The sequence below is a fragment of the Cupriavidus sp. GW823-FHT07B10 genome (genome assembly GCF_058794355.1).
The window spans coordinates 14,133-37,595 of the sequence record NZ_JBXAGS010000018.1; the positions used below are offsets into that span (position 1 = coordinate 14,133).

Annotated in this window: 16 protein-coding genes; 7 read left to right on the forward strand and 9 right to left on the reverse strand. The window is 69.3% G+C overall.

What is annotated here, in order from left to right:
• Positions 1–18: 18 nt before the first annotated feature.
• From pbpC to AC1Q6V_RS27670, 4 genes are all read right to left on the reverse strand, one after another.
• On the reverse strand, positions 19–2,247 hold the full coding sequence (gene pbpC, locus AC1Q6V_RS27655; RefSeq protein ID WP_439671078.1) for a penicillin-binding protein 1C: 2,229 nt from the start codon (positions 2,245–2,247) through the stop codon (positions 19–21).
• On the reverse strand, positions 2,244–2,948 hold the full coding sequence (locus AC1Q6V_RS27660) for a lysoplasmalogenase (protein ID WP_011616248.1): 705 nt from the start codon (positions 2,946–2,948) through the stop codon (positions 2,244–2,246). Before AC1Q6V_RS27660 ends, pbpC begins: the two co-directional genes overlap by 4 nt.
• Positions 2,945–9,016 (reverse strand): alpha-2-macroglobulin family protein, encoded by a 6,072-nt coding sequence (locus AC1Q6V_RS27665; RefSeq protein ID WP_439671079.1) that lies wholly within the window; start codon positions 9,014–9,016, stop codon positions 2,945–2,947. Before AC1Q6V_RS27665 ends, AC1Q6V_RS27660 begins: the two co-directional genes overlap by 4 nt.
• Positions 9,017–9,125: 109 nt before the next feature.
• Positions 9,126–9,611 (reverse strand): Lrp/AsnC family transcriptional regulator, encoded by a 486-nt coding sequence (locus AC1Q6V_RS27670; RefSeq protein WP_010811303.1) that lies wholly within the window; start codon positions 9,609–9,611, stop codon positions 9,126–9,128.
• A 170-nt stretch (positions 9,612–9,781) separates the two neighbouring features.
• Between AC1Q6V_RS27670 and phhA the strand changes: the two genes are divergently transcribed.
• The 4 genes from phhA to AC1Q6V_RS27690 all read left to right on the forward strand — a co-directional run bounded on the left by phhA (position 9,782) and on the right by AC1Q6V_RS27690 (position 13,774).
• Positions 9,782–10,711, forward strand: a complete 930-nt coding sequence (phhA, locus tag AC1Q6V_RS27675) for a phenylalanine 4-monooxygenase (protein ID WP_010811304.1) — start codon at positions 9,782–9,784, stop codon at positions 10,709–10,711.
• Between the two features lie 149 nt (positions 10,712–10,860).
• Positions 10,861–11,160: a 4a-hydroxytetrahydrobiopterin dehydratase gene (locus AC1Q6V_RS27680; RefSeq protein ID WP_010811305.1), complete on the forward strand. Its 300-nt coding sequence runs from the start codon at positions 10,861–10,863 to the stop codon at positions 11,158–11,160.
• Positions 11,161–11,318: 158 nt separating this feature from the next.
• The gene (locus AC1Q6V_RS27685) at positions 11,319–12,023 is read left to right on the forward strand and encodes a response regulator transcription factor (RefSeq protein ID WP_010811306.1); all 705 of its coding nucleotides are present in this window, start codon (positions 11,319–11,321) and stop codon (positions 12,021–12,023) included.
• Between the two features lie 128 nt (positions 12,024–12,151).
• Positions 12,152–13,774 carry a sensor histidine kinase N-terminal domain-containing protein gene (locus tag AC1Q6V_RS27690; protein WP_439671080.1) on the forward strand — a complete coding sequence of 541 codons (1,623 nt, stop codon included), beginning with the start codon at positions 12,152–12,154 and terminating at the stop codon, positions 13,772–13,774.
• A 43-nt stretch (positions 13,775–13,817) separates the two neighbouring features.
• Here the strand turns inward: AC1Q6V_RS27690 and AC1Q6V_RS27695 are convergent, their stop codons facing one another.
• Positions 13,818–14,333, reverse strand: coding sequence for an SET domain-containing protein (locus AC1Q6V_RS27695; RefSeq protein WP_010811308.1), 516 nt, complete (start codon positions 14,331–14,333; stop codon positions 13,818–13,820).
• 1,184 nt (positions 14,334–15,517) lie between these two features.
• On the opposite strand from AC1Q6V_RS27695, the gene AC1Q6V_RS27700 reads away from it, so the two are divergent.
• Both AC1Q6V_RS27700 and AC1Q6V_RS27705 read left to right on the forward strand, forming a co-directional pair.
• Entirely contained in the window at positions 15,518–15,796 is a 279-nt protein-coding gene (locus AC1Q6V_RS27700) for an HU family DNA-binding protein (protein WP_010811309.1), read from the forward strand.
• Between the two features lie 239 nt (positions 15,797–16,035).
• The gene (locus AC1Q6V_RS27705; protein WP_011616254.1) at positions 16,036–17,052 is read left to right on the forward strand and encodes a DUF2272 domain-containing protein; all 1,017 of its coding nucleotides are present in this window, start codon (positions 16,036–16,038) and stop codon (positions 17,050–17,052) included.
• Positions 17,053–17,126: 74 nt separating this feature from the next.
• On the opposite strand, the gene dinB is transcribed toward AC1Q6V_RS27705, so the two are convergent.
• The 3 genes from dinB to AC1Q6V_RS27720 all read right to left on the reverse strand — a co-directional run bounded on the left by dinB (position 17,127) and on the right by AC1Q6V_RS27720 (position 20,453).
• The gene (dinB, locus tag AC1Q6V_RS27710) at positions 17,127–18,206 is read right to left on the reverse strand and encodes a DNA polymerase IV (protein WP_010811311.1); all 1,080 of its coding nucleotides are present in this window, start codon (positions 18,204–18,206) and stop codon (positions 17,127–17,129) included.
• A 53-nt stretch (positions 18,207–18,259) separates the two neighbouring features.
• On the reverse strand, positions 18,260–19,165 hold the full coding sequence (gene rarD, locus AC1Q6V_RS27715; protein WP_454750765.1) for an EamA family transporter RarD: 906 nt from the start codon (positions 19,163–19,165) through the stop codon (positions 18,260–18,262).
• Positions 19,166–19,316: 151 nt separating this feature from the next.
• Positions 19,317–20,453: a TRAP transporter substrate-binding protein gene (locus tag AC1Q6V_RS27720; RefSeq protein WP_010811313.1), complete on the reverse strand. Its 1,137-nt coding sequence runs from the start codon at positions 20,451–20,453 to the stop codon at positions 19,317–19,319.
• A 349-nt stretch (positions 20,454–20,802) separates the two neighbouring features.
• On the opposite strand from AC1Q6V_RS27720, the gene AC1Q6V_RS27725 reads away from it, so the two are divergent.
• Positions 20,803–22,620: a carbohydrate porin gene (locus AC1Q6V_RS27725; RefSeq protein ID WP_454750766.1), complete on the forward strand. Its 1,818-nt coding sequence runs from the start codon at positions 20,803–20,805 to the stop codon at positions 22,618–22,620.
• Here the strand turns inward: AC1Q6V_RS27725 and AC1Q6V_RS27730 are convergent.
• Complete coding sequence (locus AC1Q6V_RS27730; protein ID WP_010811315.1) at positions 22,604–23,329, reverse strand: aquaporin; 726 nt, start codon at positions 23,327–23,329, stop codon at positions 22,604–22,606. The genes AC1Q6V_RS27725 and AC1Q6V_RS27730 overlap by 17 nt on opposite strands.
• Between the last annotated feature and the right edge of the window lie 134 nt (positions 23,330–23,463).

Here is a 23,463-nt window from a genome sequence, read left to right on the forward strand (position 1 = left end):
CACAGAGCGCCAGCGGCCTCAGCGTTTGGCCGCTGGCACCGGCGCGCGCACTGACGCGCCACGCACCTCGATGCCGATGCGGTCCACCACCTTGCCAGACGCATCGAGCAGCTCCACCTGGTGCCGCCCCGGCCACGGCAGCCATGCCACCTCGCCGCCGCGCCCCAGCGGCTTGCCGTCCATGCGCCAGCTGACCGTGCGCGCGGTCTGGCCGGCCACGCCCTCGGCATGGAACCAGACCCGCTGCGCCGCGGGCGGCATGTCGGGGTCCAGCGCAAACACGGTGCCGTCGGCGGGATTGGCGATCACGGGTGCGGTCGGGCGCGCGGCGGGTGCGCTCACGCTGACGCGCCGGATCGCCGTGCCGGCCAGAAAGACTTCATCGCGCGCCGGCTCCAGCCCGTCGTCGAAGCTCAGCGCCACGCGCTGCACGCCGTCGGGCATGGCGGGCGCGTGGCTGGCGCGCGTGCGGTGCAGCGCTTCCATGATGTCGTGCCAGACCGGCGCTGCGCCCGATACGCCCGAGACCTCGTGCATGCTGGCGCCGCTGGCATTGCCGACCCACACGCCCACGGTGTAGTGCTGCGACCAGCCGATGCACCAGTTGTCGCGCATGTCCTTGCTGGTGCCGGTCTTCACCGCGGTCCAGAAGCGCGTGGTGAGCGGGCTGTCCAGGCCGAAGGTGCGCGCGCGCGCATGGCGGTCCGACAGGATGTCGGCAATCACGTAGCTGGCGCCTGGTTGCATCACCACTGTCATCGATGCGGCTGGCGGCGCCCCTTCCCGCAGCCGTGGCGGCGCGTAGCGCCCGCCATTGGCCAGTGCCCGGTACGCATTGGTCAGCGCCAGCAGCGACACGTCGGCGCTGCCCAGCGCCAGGCTGAACCCGTAGTAGTCGCCGGCCTCGGTCAACGGCAGCCCCAGCGCCACCAGCCGCTTGTGGAAGCGGTGCGGGGTCACCATCACCAGCGTGCGCACTGCGGGCACGTTCAGCGACGCGGCCAGCGCCGCGCGCAGGCTGACCCAGCCGGCATAGCGGTGGTCGTAGTTCTGCGGCACGTAGAGCCCGCCGCCGACCGGCAGGTTCACCGGCCGGTCGTCCAGCAGCGAAGCCGCGGTCAGCCGCTTCTCTTCCAGCGCCTGCTCGTACAGGAAGGGCTTGAGCGTCGAGCCCGCCTGCCGCAGCGCCGCCGCGTGGTCCACCTGCGCGGCGCCTGACAGCGTGCCCGACGAGCCCACATAGGCCAGCACGTCGCCGCTGGCATTGTCGATCACCACCACCGCGCCGTCCTCGACATTGCGCCCGGCCAGTTCGCGCAGGTGCCGGTCCAGGCTGGTGGCAGCCTCGCGCTGCAGGCGGGCATCGAGCGTGGACGCGATGCGCGCAGGCATGGGTACGCCCGCGGCCAGTTGCGAGCGCGCTTCGCCGACCAGGCGCCGTGCCAGGTGCGGTGCCAGCTGCGGCGACGCCGCCGATGGCGTGGCGGCCGCGGCGCGCTGTGCGACCGGCCCGGTGCGCAGCAGCGCCAGTTGCGCAAAGCCTTCCAGGCCTTCACACTCGCGCGGCAGGCGCATCTCGCGCAGGATGCCGCAGGCGCGGCTTGCCACCTGGGCGGCCTTGGCATTGGGCGCGCGCACCAGCGCCACCGCCAGGGCCGATTCCCTCGCGTTGAGCCCTTCGGGGTACTTGCCGAACAGCACCTGCGACATCGCAGACAGGCCCACCAGCTCGCCGCGGAACGGCACCAGGTTCAGGTAGCCCTCCAGGATCTGGTCCTTGCTCCAGCTGCGCTCCAGCGCCGCCGCACCGGCGGCCTGCCCCAGCTTCTGCGTCAAGCTGCGGCCCTGCCCCGGCGCGCCCGGCCGGCGCAGGTCCTCATCGAGCAGGCCCGCCAGCTGCATGGTCAGCGTCGAGGCGCCGCGCGTGCGTGTGTTCCACAGGTTGGCCCAGGCCGCGGCCGCCACGCCCTGCCAGTCGACCCCGCTGTGGGCATAGAAGCGCCGGTCCTCCGACAGCACGATGGCAGTGCGCAGCGCGGGCGAGGTATCGGCCAGCGCGACCCAGTCGCCGCGGCGCGCGCGGAAGTCGTCGCGCACGCGGCCCACGGTATCGCCGTGGCGGTCCAGCACCACCACGTCGGCACTGCGCCAGTCGGTACGGACTTGCTCGAAGGACGGCAGCGCCATGGCCGGCGCGGACCAGATCAACGCCGTCGCCAGCACCATGCGAATACAGCGCTGCTTCATGCCTGCTCGCGTCCCGCCACGATGCCCGCCACCAGCAGCACCTGGGCCGCGGCGTAGGTCCACCAGATGCCAAGCTGGAAAGATTCGAACGGCACCAGGAAGCGCGCGATGCCGATCATCATGTCCGATGCGGCAAAGCACAGCGCCCCCAGCGCCGCCAGCGGCGTGGGCAGGCGCGCCACCAGCGCGCTGCAGGCCATCGCCGCAAGCACGCCCACGTATACCGCCACCGGCACCGTCAGCGGGCCCATATTGGGCCAGAAGCGGCCCAGCATGGTGCCCGCCACGCCCAGCATGGCGCCGCACGCAATCAGCCGGTGCGGACGCGTGTCGCCCGCCAGCGGCACCAGCACGCGCAGGTAGGCCAGGTGCGCGAGCAAAAAGGCGCCAAGCCCGCCCATGAACGAAAACGTCAGCGTCGGCAGCGCCAGCAGGAGGTCGCCCAGGGCCGAGAACAGCAGCGCAGTGACCAGCCAGCGGCGCTCAACCAGCGGCCGGTGGAACCACGCGGCGCGTGCCAGCAGCAGCGCCATCGCGGTCTTCCACGCGGGCTGCATGGCGATATGCCCGGTCAGCGGCGCGCCTTCAGGCAGCTCGATCGCCACCTGCACCAGCAGCGCGCCGTAGATGATGCCGGCCAGCGTGCCCGCGAGCCACCACTCGCGCACGCGTGCCGGCATCATCATTGCCAGCCAGCTCATGGGCGCGCCCCCACCGCCAGCCGCGCATTGGGCGCCACACCGAACACGTCGGGCGCGTACAGCGCTTCCACGCGCGTGGGCGGCAGCGCGAAGTCGCCGGCGTTGTTCAGCCGCACCGTGTATTCGACCGATACCGTGCCCTTGGGCAGGTAGCCGAAGTACTCGCGGTAGGCCTGCGGCGTGCGCTCGGTGTAGGCCGGCCAGGCCGCGCCCTTGCGCCGCTCGCCGCGCGTGGCGATCGTGGAGTCACGGCCCAGGCCGCTGCCGAGGATGGTGGCGCCGGCAGGCACCGGATCGCTGACCACCACCCAGGTCATGTCGGCCTGCGCATCGATCTCCAGCTTGACGCGGTACACATCGCCGCGCGACCACTTGCCCTGCACCGCCTGCTCCTGCGGCGTCACGGTGCGCCTGATGCGGTAGCCCGCGGCCAGCGGCGCGGTCACCGGCACCGCCGCCAGCGCCCGCACCGTGGCCCACGGTTGGCCGGCGCCGGCGTGCTCCACCTGCAGCGTGCCGCCGTCGGCGCCGGTCGGCCACGGCAGCTCGACGCTGCCCTGAGCCATACCGTCGGTGCGCTGCGCGCGCGCCCAGTCGAAACTGCGCGAGGCGTCGGCCGCATTGCTCACGCTCGCCCGCGTGGTGCCCGCCACCGGTGTCTTCTCGAACGCCTGCGAGAAGCGCGTCACCGCCAGCATGCCCCACGCGTTGGCAGTGGTGGTGCCCCAGGCACCATGCACCTGCCGGCCCAGCAGCCCGGTGGCCAGTTGCGGCGCATCTTCCTTCCAGCCCGGCAGTTCCGACGCCAGCGCCAGCAGGCGCGCGGCATTGGTGTCGCCGCCGGCCATCATCCACCACCAGTTGTCGTTGCGCTCGGTGGAGAACGCCAGGCGCGTGCCCTGCACCGTCAGGCGCGAGCGCAGCAGCTGCTGCGCCTCGGCCAGGCGTTGCTCGCGCTGCGGGATGTCCTGCATGCGCGTGAGCAGCAGGGTCCAGTCCAGCAGCGCCGAGGTCGGCCACTGCGCCGGCAGGATCTGGATCGAGCCCAGCATGCGCGCCTGAGCATGGCCGGTGCGCGACAGCGCCTCGAGCGCGGCCAGCTTGCGCGCGTCCAGGTACTGCGTGCCGGCCACCGGGGCCCAGCTGTCGCGGCGGATGCGGCCTTCGACGAAGTCGGTCAGCCCGCGCTCCATCTGCGTGCGCTGCGCGTCGGGGATGCGCAGCGCCAGCCCGGCGCGCGCGGCCTCGTCGGTGACCGCCAGCAGGTAGGCGGTCAGCACTTCGCTGCCGAAGTCGCCGTCGGCGTTCAGCGGGAAGTACGAGGCCAGCCCGTTGGCATCGAGGTAGGACGGCAGCTGCGTCATCAGCGCGTCCCACGCGGCGGTGTCGTTCAGGCCGATGGCCTTCGATGCGCGCTGCTCCAGGCAGGTGAACGGGTAGTTGCGGAACCACTCGCGCACGCCCGGCATGCCGCCCGCCAGCGACGACTGGAAGTTCACCTGCAGCCCGCCGCGCACCTTGCCCGCAGGATCCGCCAGCGCGCCCGGCGGTGCCTTGAGCGGCACCGACAGCGACGGCGACACCTGCGCCAGCGTGGCCTGCTGCACTGTCACCGGCACCGCCGGCACGATCTGCTGCGACACCTTGATGCGGTCGGCCGCGCCCCCCGTGCCCTGCTCGCTCGCCTGCACTTCCCACATCACGGTGCCGCTGCGTGAGTACGCCAGCAACGCTGGCGCGGTCACGTCCCAGCCGATCTCGCGCGCTTCGCCGGCAGGGATCTGCACGGTCTGCGCCGGCAGGCTGGCCTCATTGCCGAGCAGCGTGCCGCGCGCGCTGGCCTGCACCGTCATTGCGCGCCTGGTGGTATTGCGCAGCGTGAACATGGCTCGGTAGCGGTCGTCCTCGCGCACCAGCAGCGGCAGGCCGGAAATCACCTGCAGGTCCTGCGTGGCGGCGATGGTGGCGCTGCCCGTGCCGAAGCGGCCGAGGCCGAGGTCCGCCACCGCGACGATGCGGAAGCTGGTCAACGAATCGTTGAGCGGCACCTCGATGCTGGCGCGGCCCTCGGCGTCGAGCTGCACGCGCGGGTTCCATACCAGCAGCGTGTCGAACAGCTCGCGCGTGGGACTCTTGCCGCCGCCGCCGCCCGCCGGCACCGCCTTGCGCCCGTAGTGGCGGCGCCCGATGATCTCCATCTGCGCGGTCGACGTTTCCACGCCGTAGCCGCGCCGCTGCAGCATCGCATCGAGCAGATCCCAGCTGGTGTTGGGCATCAGTTCCAGCAAGGCCTGGTCCACCGCGGCCAGCGCCACTTCGCCGTTGGCGGCGGGCTTGCCGTCTGGCAGCTTCACCTGGATCGCCACGCGCGCCTTGCCGCGCACCGGATAGCTGGCCTTGTCCGGCGTCACGGTAACGTCGAGCCGGTGGCCCGCATTGCCGACGCGGATCTCGGCGAGCCCCAGCCGGAAGGCCGGCTTGGACAGGTCCACCAGCGCGGTCGGCGCGGCGTATTCGCGGCCCTCGCTGCGGAACGCGCGCCACCACTCGCCCGGCTGGCGCCAGCCCCAGGTGAAGAACGAATACCAGGGCACCTCATGCAGGCGCCCGCGCAAGGCCAGCACCGACACGTAGACGTTGGGCCCCCACTCCGGCTTCACCTGCACGCGCACGGTGGGATCGCTGCCATGCAGTTCCACCACCTGGGTCTGGTAGATGCCCTCGCGCTCCACCGCCACCAGCGCGGTGGCATGGCGGAACGGCATGCGCACCTGGAACACGGCGGTGTCGCCCGGCGCGTAGGACTTCTTCTCCGGCAGCAGGTCGATGCGGTCATGGTTCTCGCCGCCGAACCAGAGCTCGCCCTGGCGCGTGACCCAGACCGTCGAGGCCGCCTGCGCGGTGCGCCCGTCCTTGTCGCGCGCGCTCGCCACCAGTTCGATCTGGCCGGCCTGCTCCAGCGCCACGTCGCAGCGCGCACGGCCCTGCGCATCGGTGCGGGTCTCGCACACGGTGCCGAGGTCGCGCGTTTCGGAGCGGTTGTCATAGCGGTAGAAGCCGCCCACCACGCGCTTGCGCGCCGAGGTGGTGATGCGTGCCCGCGCGTTGATCTTGACCGGCGCATCCGCCACCGGCTTGCCGTTGACGTCCAGCACCACGCCGTGCACGGCCAGCTTCTGCTTGACCGAGACCCAGCCATCGGTGCGGATGCCGGCCACCACCGCCGCCGGCCACACCGGCACGGTCTGGCGCAGCGTCTGGATCTCGCCGTTGGGGTCGGCAAAGCCGGCTTCGAGCAGCAGGTCGCGCGGGGCTTCAATCTTGGGCAGCTTGCGCAGCGTGACGGTGCCGTTGCCGTTCTTGTCGAGCGTCACCGGCAGCTTGTCGGCAACCAGCTTCTGGCTGTCGGCACTGGCATCGCCCTGCTCGTCCTCATCCATCTCCTCGTCGCCGCTGGCGCTTTCGCGCTGCGCGCGCGGCGGGTTGAACGAGAACTCGTCATAGCCGGGGAAGCTGACGTACTTGTCGCGCAGCAGCGCGGACACGCGCACGGGCAGCCCGGCCGCACCGCCGCCGGAGAGGTAGTGGATCTCCACGCCGACCGGCAGTTCGGCAGGCGCCACCATGGGCCCCGCCTTGCCTGCCACCTGTAGCGTGCCGGCCAGCACCGGCAAGCGGAATGCCTCGACCCGGAAACTGCCACTGGTGTAGCCGCGCGCACCGCCATTGTCCTGCGCGCCTTCGCCCTTCTGCGTTTCCAGCTCGACGCTGTAGACCCCCAGCTTGGCCGCCGCCGGCACCTGGAAGCTGCTTTCCGCGCTGCGCCCGCCGGTCGCGGTCTGGCGCCATTGCAGCGGCAGCTCGTAGGTCTGGCCACTGCCTTCATGGCGGATCACCACGCGCGTGGGGAGCGGTCGGCTGGCCGGCGGCAGGGCAAAGCCCTGCGCGGTCTCGGCGCGGATCACGTGCTTCATCGACACGGTCTCGCCGGCGCGCAGCAGCGTGCGGTCGAAGATGGTGTGGGCGCGCACCGTGGGTGCGGTGCCGGTGTCGGTCGGCACATTGAAGCGCCAGCTCTCGATGCCGCGGTTCCAGTCCGACATCACGAAGGCCATGTCGGCCTTGCCGCGTGCCTGCGGGTGGCCGACGCCGATGCGGGCCGAGACGAAATAGCCCGACAGCCCGTTCTGCTCGCAGGCGCCCTCGGGCGCGGCAGCCAGCCTGGCAAAGCGCACCACGCCGCTGGCATCGGTACGCCCTTCGCCCAGCAGGCGGCCGCTGCAGTCGCGCACCGCCACGGCGGCATCGGCAACCGGCTTGCCGTCGTCCAGTGCGGTGACCCAGGCCAGCCCGCTGCGGCTGCCATCGTCTTCATTGCCGGCGCTGCGGCCGAGCTTGAAATGCACGCCCAGGTTGGTGACCAGCGCCGCGGTGCGCACGTACATCGGCGCACGCTTGCCCAGCAGCGACTCGCCCAGCATCGGCGAGGCGATCTCCACCACATGGAAGCCCGGTTCCGGCAGCGGGATGCCCACCACCTCGAACGGCCGCGGCGCATCGCCCGAAGGCTTGGGCACGGCCAGCTTCTGCACGCCGGGGGCGCGCTCGAGCAGGGACACCGAGCGCGTCTCGATCGACACGGCATTGCGCGGGTTGTTGACTCGATACGGGGAGCGGCCCGCCAGCACGGCGTCGAGCTCGGCCCGGGTATAGCTGGCCTCATGCATGCGGCGCACCAGGCCAAACCACTGCATCACGGCAGTGTCGTCGTCCACGCGCAGCTTCATCACGGTGCCGGCCCTGGCCTGCACGCCGCGCACGGCGAGGTCAGCCTCGACGTTACGCAGCGTCACCGGCAGCAGCGGCGGGTAGTCGGCCGGCGCCTTGCCGCGCGGCAGCTCGCCGAAGCGTTCCACCACGCCAAACGGCGCCGCGGCAAACTTGGCCAGCGGCGGCATCGATGCCGTGGCCACCTTGAGCGGGAACAGGTCGGCATTGGCCAGCGTGCGGCCGCTGTCGTCCTTCAGGTTGCGCGGCACTTCGATGGTGAACTGGGCCTTCTCCGCGAACGGCGCGGCAAAGGTCAGCGCGCTGACGCTGGCGTCCGGCGCCAGGTCGGGATCGAACTGCGGCGCGCGCGGGCCGGACGGCGTCTTCAGCACCACGCTCTCGGCCAGCTTGCGCGGCACCGGCGAGGAGAAGCTGACCGACATCGGCCGCAGCGGCGTGCACGGCGACTGCGCGTGTTCACGCTCGCAGCTGAAGCTGGCGGTGAAGGGTTCGCGCACGGTGTAGTCAAAGCGGCGCTCGTCGCGCGTGGCCACGCCGGAGGGCGTGGCAATGCCCGCGCCCAGCACCAGTTGCACCCGCGCCGCGGCCGGCAGCTGCTGCTGACAGGCAAGCAGGTGCACGGCATCGGGCGCCTGCTTGGCGATGCGTTCCCAGTGGATGGCGTCGAGCACGGCATCGCGCTCCTTGCCGGCGAGCAAGCGCACCGGGATGCGCTCGCCCAGCCCCTGCGCCTGGCACCAGGCGTGCTCGCGCACCGAGGCCGCGGTGGCGGCGCCATTGAAGCGCAGCGCAAAGACCTGGTCTTCCTCGATCTCGCCGCCCGCAGGCCGGCTGGACACGACCGTCGGGCCGCCGGTCTCGAAACGGTACTCCGGCTTGCCGGCATAGGCGGTGCCGGCCACGCTGCGCAGGCCGGTGCGCATGCGCACGGTGCAGCGCACGCCCGGCGGCAGGTCGCTGGCAAAGTCATAGACCCAGTTCTTCGCATCGATCCAGCGGGCCTGCCCGCCGGTGCCGGCACCGGTGCAGGAAACCGCCGCGGGCGCGGTGGCCTGGACGTCGCCCATCGGCACCATGGCCTCGTCAAAGCGGATCGCCACCTGCCGCACCTGCCCGACCGTGCCTTCAGGGGAGAAGCGCGTCACCTGCGCGGCCTGCGCGCCGCCCGCTGCCAGGATTCCAAGCGTGGCCACCAGGGCCAGGACTGCGCGCCGCGCATGCAATTGCATTGGCATCCTGCCAAGACCCCGATCGGCTCGGGCGACGATTCCCTTCATCCTGCCATCCTCCGTTCCCGCCACGTTTGCGGCACCCGGCGAGGGTGACACGCACGCCACAGGAGCGCAAGACCGGCACGCAAACCTGCAACGCGCCGCAGGAAAAGATTCAGCGCAGGTGCGACAGCGGCAGCGGGCCGTCGCACTTGATCGCGGTCAGCACGATGTTCGAACGCACGCTTTCCACGCCCGGCACCCGCATCAGCCGCTTCATGGTGAATTCGGCCAGCGTGGGCAGGTCGGGCACGACCACGCGGATCAGGTAGTCAGCCTCGCCGGCCACCGAATAGCACTCCTGCACCTCTTCCAGCAGCAGGATCTCTTCGCGGAAGCGTTCGATGATGGTGTCGGCATGGTGGGCCAGCTTGACGCTGATAAAGACCATCACCCCCAGGCCCAGCGCCTGCGATGACAGGTTGACGCGGTAGCCGGTGATGACGCCGTCGGCTTCCAGCCGCGCCAGCCGGCGCCCGACCTGGCTGGGCGACAGGTGCACGCGTTCGGCCAGCTGCTGGTGGGTGGTGCGGCCGTCGGCCTGCAGGACGGCCAGCAGCGCGAGGTCGAAGGGGTCCAGGGAGACGCCGGAGGCAGTCATACACAAATCCCGCATTCTTCAGTTGAATAATGCACATTATATGCGTCACAACACCAATACAAGCGGATTTTGCGGCCTTTCTGCGCGCCTGGATGTCTAAACTACGCAGTAAATCCGCATTGATGCTGCCACCGATGCAGCAAGCACGCATTACAAGGAGACGCGCACCTATGTCCATCGCCACGGCCACCGAAGCCCCCGGCGCCTTCCAGGGCACCCTGACCGACAAGCTCAAGGAACAGTTCGACGCCGGCCTGCTGTCCGGCCAGGAACTGCGCCCGGACTTCACCATCGCCCAGCCGGTGCACCGCTACACCAGCACCGACCACGCCATCTGGCGCAAGCTGTACGAGCGCCAGGCCGCGATGCTGCAGGGCCGTGTCAGCGATGAATTCCTGCAGGGCCTGGCCACGCTGGGCATGGACAAGGACCGCGTCCCCGATTTCGACCAGCTCAATGAAACCCTGATGCGCGCCACCGGCTGGCAGGTCGTGGCCGTGCCCGGCCTGGTGCCGGACCAGGTGTTCTTCGAGCACCTGGCCAACCGCCGCTTCCCGGCCAGCTGGTGGATGCGCAAGCCCGAGCAGCTGGACTACCTGCAGGAGCCGGACTGCTTCCACGACGTGTTCGGCCATGTGCCGCTGCTGATCAACCCGGTCTTTGCCGACTATATGGAGGCCTATGGCAAGGGCGGCCTGAAGGCGAACGGGCTGGGCGCGCTGGACATGCTGTCGCGGCTGTACTGGTACACGGTTGAATTCGGTCTGATCCGCACCGCGCAGGGCCTGCGCATCTACGGAGCGGGCATCCTGTCGAGCCAGGGCGAGTCGATCTACAGCCTGGATTCGGCCAGCCCCAACCGGATCGGCTTCGATGTGCGCCGCATCATGCGCACGCGCTACCGCATCGACACCTTCCAGAAGACCTACTTCGTGATCGACAGCTTCGAACAGCTGTTCGACGCCACCCGGCCGGACTTTGCCCCGCTCTACGAAGAACTGCGCGCGCAGCCGACGCTGGGCGCGGGCGACGTGGCCCCGGGCGACCAGGTGCTCAATGTCGGCACCCGCGAAGGCTGGGCCGATACCGAAGACATCTGATCCGGCCCTCGCCGGCAAACCCGGGGCGCCCTGCCCCGCTTCCCGCTTTGTGAAACAATGCCGGCATGCCCGCCGCCACGGCGCGGGCGGGCCGGCTGTCCGCATTGATTTGCGGCCTTCGTTTTCGTTACGACCAGATCGAGCCCCCTATGACTCCGCTTTCCCCGCAAGCCCGTGCCACGCTGCTGGCAGACCTGCCCGGCTGGACCACCGTCCCGGACCGCGACGCGATCTTCAAGCGCTTCACCTTCCATGACTTCAATGCCGCCTTCGGCTTCATGACCCGCGTGGCGATCCAGGCCGAGAAGGCCGACCACCACCCGGAATGGTTCAACGTCTACAACCGGGTCGACATCACGCTGTCAACGCACGATGCCAACGGCCTGACCCAGCGCGATATCGACCTGGCCCACTTCATCGAGCGCGCCGCCGACGCGGTGACCGACTAAGCGCGGGCGCGGCGGCAGCGCCGGATCGGGCCGCTGTAGGCAATCCGTAAGGAAGCGGAGGCCCGCGCCTAGTACAATCTGCGGCAGGCCCGCACCTCCCGTGTGCGCCAAGAGGCCTTCCCTCCAGCCATGCCCAACTTCCTGCCCGAGCTGCCGCCATGCGTATCCTGCTGATCGAGGACGACCGCCAGATTGCCAGCGGCGTCGAAGCCGGCCTGTCCCGCGCTGGCCACCAGATGCGCGTCGTCCACGACGGCGTCTATGCCACCGAACACCTGCTGCGCGAGCAGCACGACCTGGTCATCCTCGACCTGGGCCTGCCCGGCATCGACGGCATGACCCTGCTGGCGCGCTACCGCGCCCGCAACCGCACCACCCCGGTCATCATCCTGACCGCGCGCGACGAGCTGGAAGACAAGCTCTCGGGCCTGAACGCCGGCGCCGACGACTACCTGATCAAACCGTTCGCCCTGCCCGAGCTGGAAGCGCGCGTGCGCGTGCTGCTGCGCCGCAGCCAGCAGGGCGAGGCCGCCCCCGAGCGCGACGTGCGCCTGGGGCGCCTGCGGCTGTCGGGCAACGACCGCCGCATGTTTATCGACGCCCGCCCGCTGGAGCTGTCGCCGCGCGAGTTCGCGGTGCTGGAACTGCTGCTGCAGCGCCAGGGCCGCGTGGTCAGCAAGGCGCAGCTGCAGGACCACCTGGCCACCTTTGCCCACCCCGCCGGCGAAGGCGGCGACACCGTGGGCGACACCGCGATCGAGGTCTATGTGCACCGCGTGCGCAAGAAGCTCGAGGACAGCGATGTCGAGATCGTCACCGTGCGCGGCTTCGGCTACCTGCTGCAGATCCGCGCCGGACAATGAAACCGCTCCGGCCGCCACGGTCATCCGACACGCGGCCCTGCCCTTCGGCCTAGCCGGCAATGTGGCCTCGCTCCCGCACCTCCTCCCGGGTTTCCTGGCGCACGGCCTCCCGCATCGCAACGCGGAACGTGCCCCCGGCCTCCGCCACCGCTGACGCCGCCGGCGACACCCCCGCGGCGACGCGCCAGGCGTCCCGCCCCGGCTCCAACATCAGCCTGCGCGCGCACCTGCTGCGCGCTCTGGCCACGCCGCTGTTTGCACTGGTGCTGACCAGCGGCTCGCTGTCGTACTGGCTGGCGGCGCACTACACCACGCAGGTGTTCGACCGCGCGCTGTATGGCGTGGCCAACAACATCGCCCAGCAGATCCGCATTGCCGGCCCGCGCCTGGAGCACGACATCCCGATGATCGCGCAGACGCTGGTCGAGGCCGAGGGCACCGACCGCATCTACTGGCGCATCCATGGCCCCGACGGGCTGATCGGCGGCATGGACACCTGGCTGGGCTACGGCACGGGCCAGACCACGCTGCACGATGCGCGCCTGTTCTACGCCTGGTTCAGCGGGCGCCAGGTGCGCGCGGTGCGGCTGCCGGTGATGCTGCCCAGCGCCGCGGTGGACGAACTCGGCACCAGCGAGGCCGGCAAACCCGCGCGCGGGCCGATCGTGGTGGAGGTGGCGGAGCTGCTGGACCGGCGCGAGACCGCCGCCAACGAGATCCTGCTGTCGGTGTCGGTGCCGCTGATCCTGCTGCTGCTGGTCGGCAGCCTGATCCTGTCGCACGTGCTCAAGGAAGAGCTGGTGCCGCTGCAGATCCTGGCCGACAAGCTCAACCGGCAGACTGCCCGCTCACTCGCCGCGCTCGACGAGACCCAGGTGCCGGCCGAGGTGGCGCCGCTGATCCGCGGCCTCAATGCGCTGCTGGCGCGGCTGCGCGACGCGCTCGACGCGCAACGCAAGTTCATTGCCGATGCCGCGCACCAGCTGCGCACCCCGCTGACCGCGGTCAAGCTGCATGCCGACCGGGCCCAGGAAGCCGATTCGCTGGAAGTTGCCCGGCATGCGCTGCGCGAGGTGCAGACCGCCGCCGACCGCGCGGTGCGGCTGTCCAACCAGCTGCTGTCGCTGGCGCGCGCCGAGCCGGGGCTGTCGCTGGAGCGTCTCGGGCCGGTGGAACACTTCGACCTGGCCGAGCTGGCCTTCGAGATCGGCGCCGAGTGGGTGCCGCAGGCGCTGGCGCAACGCATCGACCTGGGCTTCGAGATCCTGCCCGGCCCCACCTTCACCGGCAGCGCGCCCGCGGTGGTGCGCGGCAACCGGCTGCTGATGCGCGAGGCCCTGTCCAACCTGATCGACAACGCGGTGAAGTACGTGCCCGCGGGCGGGCGCATCACGGTGCGCGCCGGCGGCGAGGCCATGGGTCACCGCGGCATGGCGGTGGTGATGGTGGAAGACAACGGCCCCGGCATCCCGCCGCAGCGGCGCGAGGAAGTCTTCAAGCGCTTCTTCCGCGGCGACCGCGCCCCTGAGCCGGGCGGCGGGCGGGCGGCCCATAGCGGCGGCGCCGGGCTGGGACTGGCCATCGTCCATGAGATCGTGACGCTGCACCAGGGCACCATCCGCATCGAGGACGTGCCGCCGGTTCCAGGTGCGGCCGGCGATGCCCCGGCCGCGGACGGCGCGCCCGAACGGCGGCCGACCATGCGCTTCGTGATCCGGATCCCCTGCGAACCGCCAGGATCGGTGGCCTGAACCCGCCGCTGCGCTGGCGGAGGCGCGGGTTGGGACGCGCGCCTTACTTGGCCTTCTTCTTCTTTTCCTTCGGTGCCAGCATGGTGCCGCGGCATTGCGGGCTGCCGCAGCGGCACTCGAACTCCTTCTTCAGCTTGGCGGTATAGCGCGCGTCGATGACCAGGCCGTAGTCGTAGAACAACTCCTCGCCCTCGGCAATGTCGCGCAGCGCGTGGATGAAGACGCGGCCCTTTTTCTCGCGCGCTTCGCAATTGGGTTCGCAGGCGTGGTTGATCCAGCGCGCGCGGTTGCCGCCGTACTTGGCGTCGATGACGCTGCCGTCGTCCAGGCTGAAGTAGAAAGTGTGGTTGGGATCGCTGGGATCGTGCGGATGGCGCTCCAGCGCCTTCTTCCACGAAATGTGCTCGCCCTTGTACTCGATCACGCGTTCGCCTTCGGCGATCTGGCCGATCGCATAGACGCCCTTGCCGTGCACGCCTGACTGGCGCACCTCGATCCGGTCGCTCGCCGTCTTCTTCTTGCCCTCGTCCGCTGCCTTGCGCTTTGCCTTGTCCGCCATTTGCCTTTCCGTGCTCGTCGCCTGTTTGCCTGAGTGGCCCGCTGTGCCGGCCGTTCCGGCGCGATCGGGGATGATACCGGTGCAACCGTGACACGTATACGTAACCCCCTTTTCCGGCGACCTCACCGTATACGCCCTGGTTGCGATTGACACGTATACGGCACCCCATTTCCGCCTCAGCCGCGACGCCCGTTTACGTCCCCGCGTGTGGATAACCCCGCCTCGAACTGTGGACAAGCACGCGGATTGGATGTGGGCTGCCTGGGGCTGGCATGGGGATGCCTCAGGCATAAGTCGGAGGGCTTGCGGCACTGGCCTCCTCCGGATGGCTGAGTCATCCACCTCGACCAACATTGGATACGACCACTTCTCGTTTACGTAAACCGTTGAACCGAAAGACGTTTACGTGGTTTTCCACAGCGGGGGCGGGTGTTTACTTACTACTACTATTTGTATACATGAAAGAAAAAGGTAAACCGAAAGAACGAACCAACGGCGTCAGCAAAAGAATGCCCCCAAGGCATCATCCAAATGGCCGGGACTGTAAACGTCGCGATAGCGCGAAGCTTTGTGGTTTTGGATTTGAAGATTCGGCGTATACCTCGGGCGTATACGCCCAACCACACCGACTTGCGCGTATACGCCGCCCGCAGGATCTGGAGCCGGTCCGTAAACCGCCCCGGCAAGGTGCCATGCATGCGCCGAATAGCGGCTGGGTTCGCCGCCAGCCCAATGATCCGACAACATGCAACATAGTGCAGTCTGCGCCTCCGAGGCTGCCAGAGCGCCTGCAAGCGTTTCTGGCCGTCACTCGCTCTCCAGCCCTGTCCAATGCGCCTGCGCGTGCGCAGAGGGCCTCTGAGGGCCTCTGGCGAGGGATGGGTGAGAGGCTAGGTACGCGGCCCGCCCGCTATCTCGCCTGCGCGACCTGGGGGCCCCTGCCTGTCAGCTTAGGACGCTTTCGTCACCTTCCGCGGCTTGCGATGGCTGTACCCAGCTGCGTCGATTTGCCGCGAAGCCCAGCCTGGCGCGGCCTCGCGGAAACTGCCAGGTAACAATCTGTTCCCGGTGCGCCTTGTCCGACACGGTATCATGTGGCCCGCGGTGTCTTTGCCGGAGCGGTGCCAGTCAGGCCGCCCGGCATGCGGACGCCTGTGTTTTATCAACTCGATACGGAGTGAAGCATGACGAAAACCGAACTGATCGACGCTATCGCAGCCGGGGTGGACGGTCTGACCAAGTCCAAGGCGGAACAGGCACTGAACGTGACCCTGTCGGCCATCATGGACGCCGTGGCCAAGGGCGAAACGCTGAGCCTCATCGGCTTTGGCACGTTCAGCAAGGGCGAGCGTGGCGAGCGCATGGCGCGCAACCCGCGTACCGGCGAAGAAATCAAGGTCGAAGCAGCCAAGACCGTGAAGTTCAAGGCTGGCCAGAAGTTCAAGGACGCTGTCAACCAGTGAGCCTGACGGGCTGCACTGCAGGGCCCGAATTGTCAGACCCCGCCATGCCGCCGCCCGGTGCCCGAGGGCGCAGGCGAGCGCCAGGCGGGGGACGTTATCCACAGCGGTAAGCTGATTTTCTGCAGTATCCGCCGCATCGCTGAATCCGTCGCCGGAGCGATCGCGCGCGAAGTCTTCCAACAGGCGTCCAGCCGTGGCCGTGACAGGCCGGACCGGGTGCCGTGCCACATGGGGCCTCCATGCTTGCCCGTCCGCCGCGCCGCAGATCTCCACAGCGTTATGCACAGCGCTTTCCACAGCCGGTTCCACAGCTTTCTCCACAGGCTGCAGGCACCATGCGCGCGGCCTGTGTTGCCGTGGCGCTGGCACTGCTGAGTGCCTGCACCACCGTCAGCGAGCCGGTGCGGCCGCAGGCGCGCGCGCTGCCCGACACCGAAAGGCCGGTGACGCGCCCGGGCGCCACGCCGCGCGAACGCATCGTCGAGATCGCCACGCAGGAATGGGCCCGCTGGGGCGGGCAGGTGGTGCGGCTGGGCCGGGACGACACCTCCTGCGTCACCTACAGCCCGGTGCCCGCACCGGAACTGCCTGCGCCACTGCCAGAGATCCCGGAGGCCCAGCCACCGTCCCCCGCGGAGGCCGGGGCACCCGCTGCCGCCACCACCGATACCGAATCCAAGACCAACGGCAATCCGCCACCGGCCGCCAGCTGCCTGTCCTTTCCGGACGGCACCGGCATGGAAGCCACGCCCCTGGGCTGCTCGCTGGCGCGCCGCTACTGGGGCATCGTCGGCGAAGCGCCCGGCTGCCGGCAGGTGACGCAGGGATCCTGGGCCTGGTCGGCGGTGTTTATCTCATGGGTGCTGCGCAAGGCGGGGCTGGACGAGCGCCAGTTCCTGACCGGGCAGTCGCACTCGATGTACGTGGTCGATGCCCGCGACGGCATCCTGCCCAGGCCAGCCTTCCATATCGAGCCCGTCCCCGCCATGCCCCGGCCCGGCGACATCATCTGCGCCGGGCGCGGACGCGACCGCTATCTGGAGGACATCGCCGAAATCGGCTTCGGCACCACCCCTATGCACTGCGACATCGTGGTCGGCGTGGATCCGGCCACGCGCGTGGTGCGTGCCATCGGCGGCAATGTCCAGCAGTCGGTGTCGATGGAGGAGATCGAGCTGGGCGATTCGGGCCGGCTCGACGGCGTCACCAATTCGCATATGCCGTGGCTGCTGGTGATGCGCAACGACCTGCAATAGCTTGGCTATTGATGCGATTTATCAATACACCATTATTTAAGGTGCGTTGATTATTCGCTAGAATAATCCTGCGCTCAGTCGAACAGTTCCAGCTGCGACGTATCCCGGTCGCTGGTCCCTACCCCCACCCCCAGCAGCCGCACTGGCAAGCCCCGGCGCGCATGGCCCTCGGCCAGCAGGCGCGCGTAGACGGTGCGGTCCGGCGCGTGGCCGCGGCATTCCACCGTGGTCTGGCGGAAGTCAGAGAAGCGCAGCTTCACGGTCAGCTTGTCGATGGTGTCGTGTGCCTGAGCCCGCTCAATGCGGGCTTCCAGCATGGCGATGAGCGGTTCCAGCTCGGCCATGCAGGCCTGCAGGTCGGGCAGGTCGTCGGCATAGGTCTCTTCCACGCTGATCGACTTGCGCTCGCGCTCGGGCGTGACCTCGCGCTCGTCGACCCCGCGGCACAGCTTGTAGAGCCGCGCCCCGAAGACGCCGAACTCGCGGTGCAGCCGGTCCGGCGACCACGGCCGCAGGTCGCCGCAGGTCCCGGCACCCAGGCGCCGCAGCTTGGCCGCGGTGACCTTGCCTACGCCGTGGATGCGTTCCACCGGCAGCGCGGCGACAAAGCCATCGACCGCCGCCGGCTTGACCACGAACAGCCCGTCGGGCTTGTTCCAGTCGCTGGCGATCTTGGCCACGAACTTGCTCGGCCCCACCCCGGCCGATACCGTCACGCCCACTTCATCGCGCACACGCTGGCGGATTTCCTCGGCGATGCGGGTGGCGCTGCCGGCGTGGCGGGTGCAAAGGCTCACGTCCAGGTAGGCTTCGTCCAGCGACAGCGGTTCGACCAGCGTGGTGTATTCGCGATAGATCGCGAAGATCCGGCGCGAGACCTCGCGGTACTTGTCCATCGCCGGGCGCACGATCAGCAGGTCCGGGCAACGCTTGAGCGCCTGCGCCGACGGCATCGCCGAACGCACGCCAAAGGCGCGCGCTTCATAGTTGCAGGTGGCAATCACCCCGCGCCGGTCGGGCGAGCCGCCCACGGCCATCGGGCGGCCGCGCAGCGAGGGGTCGTCGCGCATCTCGACCGAGGCGTAGAAACAGTCGCAGTCGCAATGGATGATCTTGCGCTGGACTGCGGGGGTGGCATCAGGCGGGGCAGACATGGTGGCCAGGCACCGTATCAGTTATGCGTGTGACAAATGAAATGAGTTGATTTTTAGTTGGTTTCATTGATCGACTGGATGATAGCGGACTTCTGCCGCGTATTCATCCATAGCCCCTCGGCTGCATACAAGGCCAGCGATAGCCAGATCAGCGCGTAGCCGACCTGCTTCTGCGCCGGGAACGGCTCGTTCCACAGCCACACGCCCAGCAGCAGCTGCAGCGTCGGCCCGGTGTACTGCAGCAGGCCCAGCAACGACAGCGGAATGCGCCGCGCGCCGGCCGCAAAGAACAGCAGCGGCACCGCCGTGACCGGCCCGGCCAGCAGCAGCAGCCACTGCGTACCCGGCGCTGCGTGGGTGAAGCTGTCCTGGCCGGTCGCGAACAGCCAGGCCAGTGCCGCCGCGGCCAGCGGGAACAGCAGCAGCGTCTCCAGCGACAGCCCTTCCAGCGCACCCAGCGCGCCGGTCTTGCGCAGCAGGCCATAGCCGCCGAAGCTGGCCGCCAGCCCCAGCGCGATCCACGGCAGCTGGCCTGCCGCCACCGTCAGCCAGGCCACACCGGCCGCGGCTACCGCGATCGACAGCCATTGCACCAGGCGCAGCCGCTCGTGCAGGAAGACCACGCCCAGCAGCACGCTGAACAGCGGGTTGATGAAGTAGCCCAGGCTGGCATCGACCACGCGGTTGGCCGACACCGCCCAGATGTAGAGGAACCAGTTGGCGCACAGCAGCGCCGCGCTGGCGCCGAACGACAGCAGCAGGCGCCGGTCCCTGAGCACCCGGCCGAGCCACGCCCACTGGTGCCGCCAGGTCAGGATCAGGCCGAGGAATACCAGCGACCACACCATCCGGTGCAGCAGGATCTCCAGCGGCGCAATGCCGGGCAGCGATTTGATATAGAGCGGGAGCAGCCCCCAGATGATGTAGGCCAGGAGGGCGTAGAGAATGCCGAGTTGCATAGGGATTTCCGGTAGATGCCGGCGATTCTACCGGCGCCGCGCGATCCCCGCCCGGCGGGCGCCCGCCTGCCGTGGCCAACAAAAAACCCCATGCTCCCGAGGGAACATGGGGTTTGCGGCAAGCCCCGTGCGGCCCGGGGCAGTGTGCCGCTTACAGCTTGCGCGCGAAGCTGAACTGCGCGAAGCCCTGCTCGGCCACGTTGAACCAGGCGGCCTGGTTGTTGCGGAACACGCGCCAGTCGTCGTAGATCTTCTTGAACGACGGGTTCTTGGCGGTTTCGTCGGCGTAGGATTCCTGGGTCGCCTTGAAGCAGGCCTCCATGATCTCCTTGGAGAACGGGCGCAGCTTGACGCCGTTTTCCAGCAGGCGGGCCAGCGCCTGCGGGTTGACCGTGTCGTACTTGGCCATCATGTTGGTGTGCGCCTCGATGGTGGCGGTTTCCAGCGCGCGCTTGTACAGCGCCGGCAGCTTCTCGTACTCGGTGGCCGAGGCGTAGAACGACAGCTGCGCGCTGCCTTCCCACCAGCCCGGGTAGTAGTAGTACGGCGCCACCTTGTAGAAGCCCAGCTTCTCGTCATCGTACGGGCCCACCCACTCGGCTGCATCGATGGTGCCCTTTTCCAGCGCAGGGTAGATGTCGCCGCCGGCGATCTGCTGCGGCACCACGCCCAAGCGCGACAGCACCACGCCGGCAAAGCCGGCGATGCGGTACTTCAGGCCCTGCAGGTCGGCCACGGTCTTGATTTCCTTGCGGAACCAGCCGCCCATCTGTGCATTGGTGTTGCCGCCCAGGAAATTGACGACGTTGTATTCCTTGAAGAACTCGCGCATCAGCTTCATGCCGTTGCCCTGCATCATCCAGGCGTTCTGCTGGCGTGCGGTCAGGCCGAACGGCACCGTGGTGTCGAAGCACAGCGTCGGGTTCTTGCCGAAGTAGTAGTAGCCGGCGGTGTGGCCTATCTGCACGGTGTTGTTCTGCACCGCGTCCAGCACCTGCAGGCCCGGCACGATTTCACCGGCGGCAAAGACCTTGATGTTGAACTTGCCGTCGGTCAGTTCCTTGACGCGGGCCGACAGCAGTTCGGAACCGCCGAAGATGGTGTCGAGCGACTTGGGGAAGCTCGAGGCCAGGCGCCATTCCACGGCCGGGTTGCTGCCGACCACGGCCGGCGCTGCCGGCCCGCTGGCTGCGGCAGGTGCAGCCTTCTCTTCACCCTTGCCGCACGCGGCCAGTGCCCCGGTGGCGGCCACGGCCGACGCTTTCAACAGAAAGGAACGACGTTCCATCTCCACTTCTCCTCTTATAGATATTGATTCGGATGCAGGCTCGCGGCTTGCATGATGCCGCGCGCCGGACCGTGACGCACCAGCCGCCGGGGTACAGCGGCTTGCGCAACGCTGTGCCTGTTGCGAACGGGCACGGCGGCGTGCCCAGCATGCCTGGCGCCGGACGCGGGCCACGGCAAAGGGCTGTCTTACCCGAAAGACAAGCCAGCCGATTATAGCGGTGGCTCTTTCGCCACGGGGTATCGCGCAAGTGCGGGTTTTCGCTAGTCAATCGCGCCATATCCGGGGGTTTTTCGCATTGTGAGACGGCGCACAGTGTGATGGATTTTGTAACCCGGCTTGCGGTCAAATGGGTCGGCTGATAAAAAACAGTCCCGCCTCCGGAGCCCTTGCCTGCTCCGGCCATCGATGTTGCTTGACTGAATTGCTGTCCGAATTGCCGCCAGTCTCTCGTCGGATTCCCGCCATCCCGCTTTGTCCCGGCCCTGCCGGACGCGGTGGCCTGCCCCTGCGCCGCCTCGGTTTTGCCGTGCTGGCCGCGTGGGGCCTGGTCGCGTGCGCGCAGACCGGGGATGCGACGACCAGCGCGACCACCCCGCCGCCCCGCATCGAACCGCGCCCGGCGGTGCCGCCGGTGGTGACCGCTGGTTCGGCGCAAGCCGCCGAGCCTGCCACGCCGGCCACGGCAAGCACGGAGGATCCACTGGCGGCGCTGATCGCCGGCGAAGCGGCACCCGCGGCCAGCGTGACCGTGCCAGCGGCACCGGCGCCAGGTACCACGGGCGAGCCGGCTGCCCAGCCCGGCGTGCAGCCTGACGGCAGCGCGCCGGCAACCCTGGCCGGCACCAGCTCCGCTGCCGACCCGAGCTTCGTCGGACCGCCTGAACCGCCACCCCAGCCGCCGCCGCCACTGGTGCTGTTCCCGCCCCGGCTCGGCCAGTTCCAGGCCGAGGCGCCCGCCGAGCCGGCGGACAGCACCACCGGTGGCATACCGCCGGACGCCCCGCCGGTACTGCACTCGCAGCTGCCCGCCGACGACCCCGCCGGGGATTCCGTGTGGCGCCTCGGCTACAGCGGCCGCGCCGCGGCCGAGGAACGCCCGGCCACCATGCGCGCCTGCCCCGGCGGCGCACTTTCCACCGGCATCGGCAACGGCCTGGCCTGCCGCAGCGCCGGCGAGGTCAAGATCCGCGAATCGGTGCTGGACCTGGATGGCGGCGCGCAGGTGATGCTGATCGCGCAGGCGCGCGGCACCGACGCCACCACGGTCAATGGCCGCCCCGCCGCGATCGATCCCTACGCCCTGGTGCCGCAGTTCTATACCGCCGTCAGCGGCCTGGCGGTGCTGGACGGCGCCACCATGTGGGCCGGCCGGCGCGACAATGCGCCGTTCCTGCTGTCGTCCGGCCTGCTGCCGCCCAATTCCACGGCGATGCGCTTCGGCATCGACAACGCCAAGGTGATCGGCGATATCGGCCTGAGCTACCAGTACACCGCGCGCGCCGACCAGAACGGCCAGAACCTGCCCAGCTACCACTCGCTGCGCACCGCGCCCATCAACACCAACGAACAGGGTTCGATCCAGCTCGGCTTCACGCGGGTGGAGGCGCAGCCGCTGGTGCAGGACCCCGGCGGTGCATGGTGGGCGTCTGCGTTGCATGAGCAGAAAGGCGTGCTGTACGGCACCAACCGGTTCGGGGTGCAGTTCGGATCGGGATCGCGCAACGCCATGACCGGCTACACCGGCATGGGACCGGCGCTGTCGCGCACGCGCGTGGCGGAATCGATGGAATGGAGGGGCCGTTCAGGGCTGAGCGGCGCGGTGGAGCAAAGCCTGCAGTTCGACCGGTCGCCGGTCGGCACGCTGCAGTGGACCACCACGCGCTTGCGTCCTGCTTACGTGGCCAGCAACCAGTTCCGCCTGAACTTCGAGGTCTCGCACGACCAGATCTCGTCCGGCTTCGGCGTCAGCGGCCAGCGCACCGCGCTGACCGTGGCGCCCACGCTGACGCTGGGCAAGTCGGCCGGCAATGCCAACCTGCGCGCCTTCTACACCTATAGCCGTGCCAGCGACGTCGACGGCATCGGCTACACCGCGCCGGCCGACGCGTGGGCCTCGCAGGCGAGCGGCTCGATCTTCGGCGTGCAGCTCAATCGGCGCTGGTAGGGGCGCTGGCGGGCGCAGCGCGCCAGTCGGCTTGCGCCGTGGCGGCCGCAGCGGGTTTGCGGCACAGCCAGTGGAACAGCAGCGTGGCAGCCAGCCCGCCGCCGATCTGGGCCAGCACGAAGCCCGGCACGTCTTGCGGCCGGATCCCGGTGAAGGTATCGGTCAGCGCGCAGGCGATGGTCAGCGCCGGGTTGGCAAACGAGGTCGACGACGTGAACCAGTAGCCCGCGGTGATATAGCCTGCCACCACGAACGGCACCAGCTGCGGCCGGCTGCGCAGCGTGCCGATGCCCACGCCGACCAGGCCGAAGGTGGCCACGCACTCGCTCCACCACATCGCCGCGCCGGTGCGGCTCTGGGCCGACCAGGCCAGCGCCGGCTCGCCGAACATCGCATGGGCGGCCAGCACGCCGCAGACTCCGCCCGCCACCTGCACCAGCACATAGCGCAGCGCATCGCGCGGCGGCAGCGTGCCCTGCAGCAGCGCCGACAGGCTCACCACCGGATTGAAATGGCCGCCCGACACCGGGCCCAGCGACACCAGCAGCGCCACCAGCCCAGCCCCGGTGGCCAGCGAATTGGCCAGCAGCGCCAGCGCGGTGTCGCCTGCGGCGAGGCGCTCGGCACGGATGCCGGAGCCCACCACGATCGCCACCAGCAGGGCCGTGCCCAGGCCTTCGGCCACCAGGCGGCGTACGAGCGTACTCATCGCTGCGCTCCGTTGACGGCGCGCGGCAGCGATAAAGCGGAGCAACGAACGGGATACGAGAGCGACCGCGAGATCGCGGCAAAGGCAGTAAGGAAAACGTGCAGCGGCAAGATGGACAACGTCGCCTGAGACGA

What these genes read in the sequence shown, in the direction of transcription:
- AC1Q6V_RS27670 (WP_010811303.1), bottom strand. Translation starts at nt 9,611, where the DNA reads ATGACTGCCTCCGGCGTCTCCCTGGACCCCTTCGACCTCGCGCTGCTG.
- AC1Q6V_RS27725 (WP_454750766.1), top strand. Translation starts at nt 20,803, where the DNA reads ATGGGTCGGCTGATAAAAAACAGTCCCGCCTCCGGAGCCCTTGCCTGC.
- AC1Q6V_RS27695 (WP_010811308.1), bottom strand. Translation starts at nt 14,333, where the DNA reads ATGGCGGACAAGGCAAAGCGCAAGGCAGCGGACGAGGGCAAGAAGAAG.
- AC1Q6V_RS27705 (WP_011616254.1), top strand. Translation starts at nt 16,036, where the DNA reads ATGCTTGCCCGTCCGCCGCGCCGCAGATCTCCACAGCGTTATGCACAG.
- AC1Q6V_RS27730 (WP_010811315.1), bottom strand. Translation starts at nt 23,329, where the DNA reads ATGAGTACGCTCGTACGCCGCCTGGTGGCCGAAGGCCTGGGCACGGCC.
- AC1Q6V_RS27685 (WP_010811306.1), top strand. Translation starts at nt 11,319, where the DNA reads ATGCGTATCCTGCTGATCGAGGACGACCGCCAGATTGCCAGCGGCGTC.
- rarD (WP_454750765.1), bottom strand. Translation starts at nt 19,165, where the DNA reads ATGCAACTCGGCATTCTCTACGCCCTCCTGGCCTACATCATCTGGGGG.
- AC1Q6V_RS27665 (WP_439671079.1), bottom strand. Translation starts at nt 9,016, where the DNA reads ATGAAGGGAATCGTCGCCCGAGCCGATCGGGGTCTTGGCAGGATGCCA.
- phhA (WP_010811304.1), top strand. Translation starts at nt 9,782, where the DNA reads ATGTCCATCGCCACGGCCACCGAAGCCCCCGGCGCCTTCCAGGGCACC.
- AC1Q6V_RS27700 (WP_010811309.1), top strand. Translation starts at nt 15,518, where the DNA reads ATGACGAAAACCGAACTGATCGACGCTATCGCAGCCGGGGTGGACGGT.
- AC1Q6V_RS27680 (WP_010811305.1), top strand. Translation starts at nt 10,861, where the DNA reads ATGACTCCGCTTTCCCCGCAAGCCCGTGCCACGCTGCTGGCAGACCTG.
- AC1Q6V_RS27720 (WP_010811313.1), bottom strand. Translation starts at nt 20,453, where the DNA reads ATGGAACGTCGTTCCTTTCTGTTGAAAGCGTCGGCCGTGGCCGCCACC.
- dinB (WP_010811311.1), bottom strand. Translation starts at nt 18,206, where the DNA reads ATGTCTGCCCCGCCTGATGCCACCCCCGCAGTCCAGCGCAAGATCATC.
- pbpC (WP_439671078.1), bottom strand. Translation starts at nt 2,247, where the DNA reads ATGAAGCAGCGCTGTATTCGCATGGTGCTGGCGACGGCGTTGATCTGG.
- AC1Q6V_RS27660 (WP_011616248.1), bottom strand. Translation starts at nt 2,948, where the DNA reads ATGAGCTGGCTGGCAATGATGATGCCGGCACGCGTGCGCGAGTGGTGG.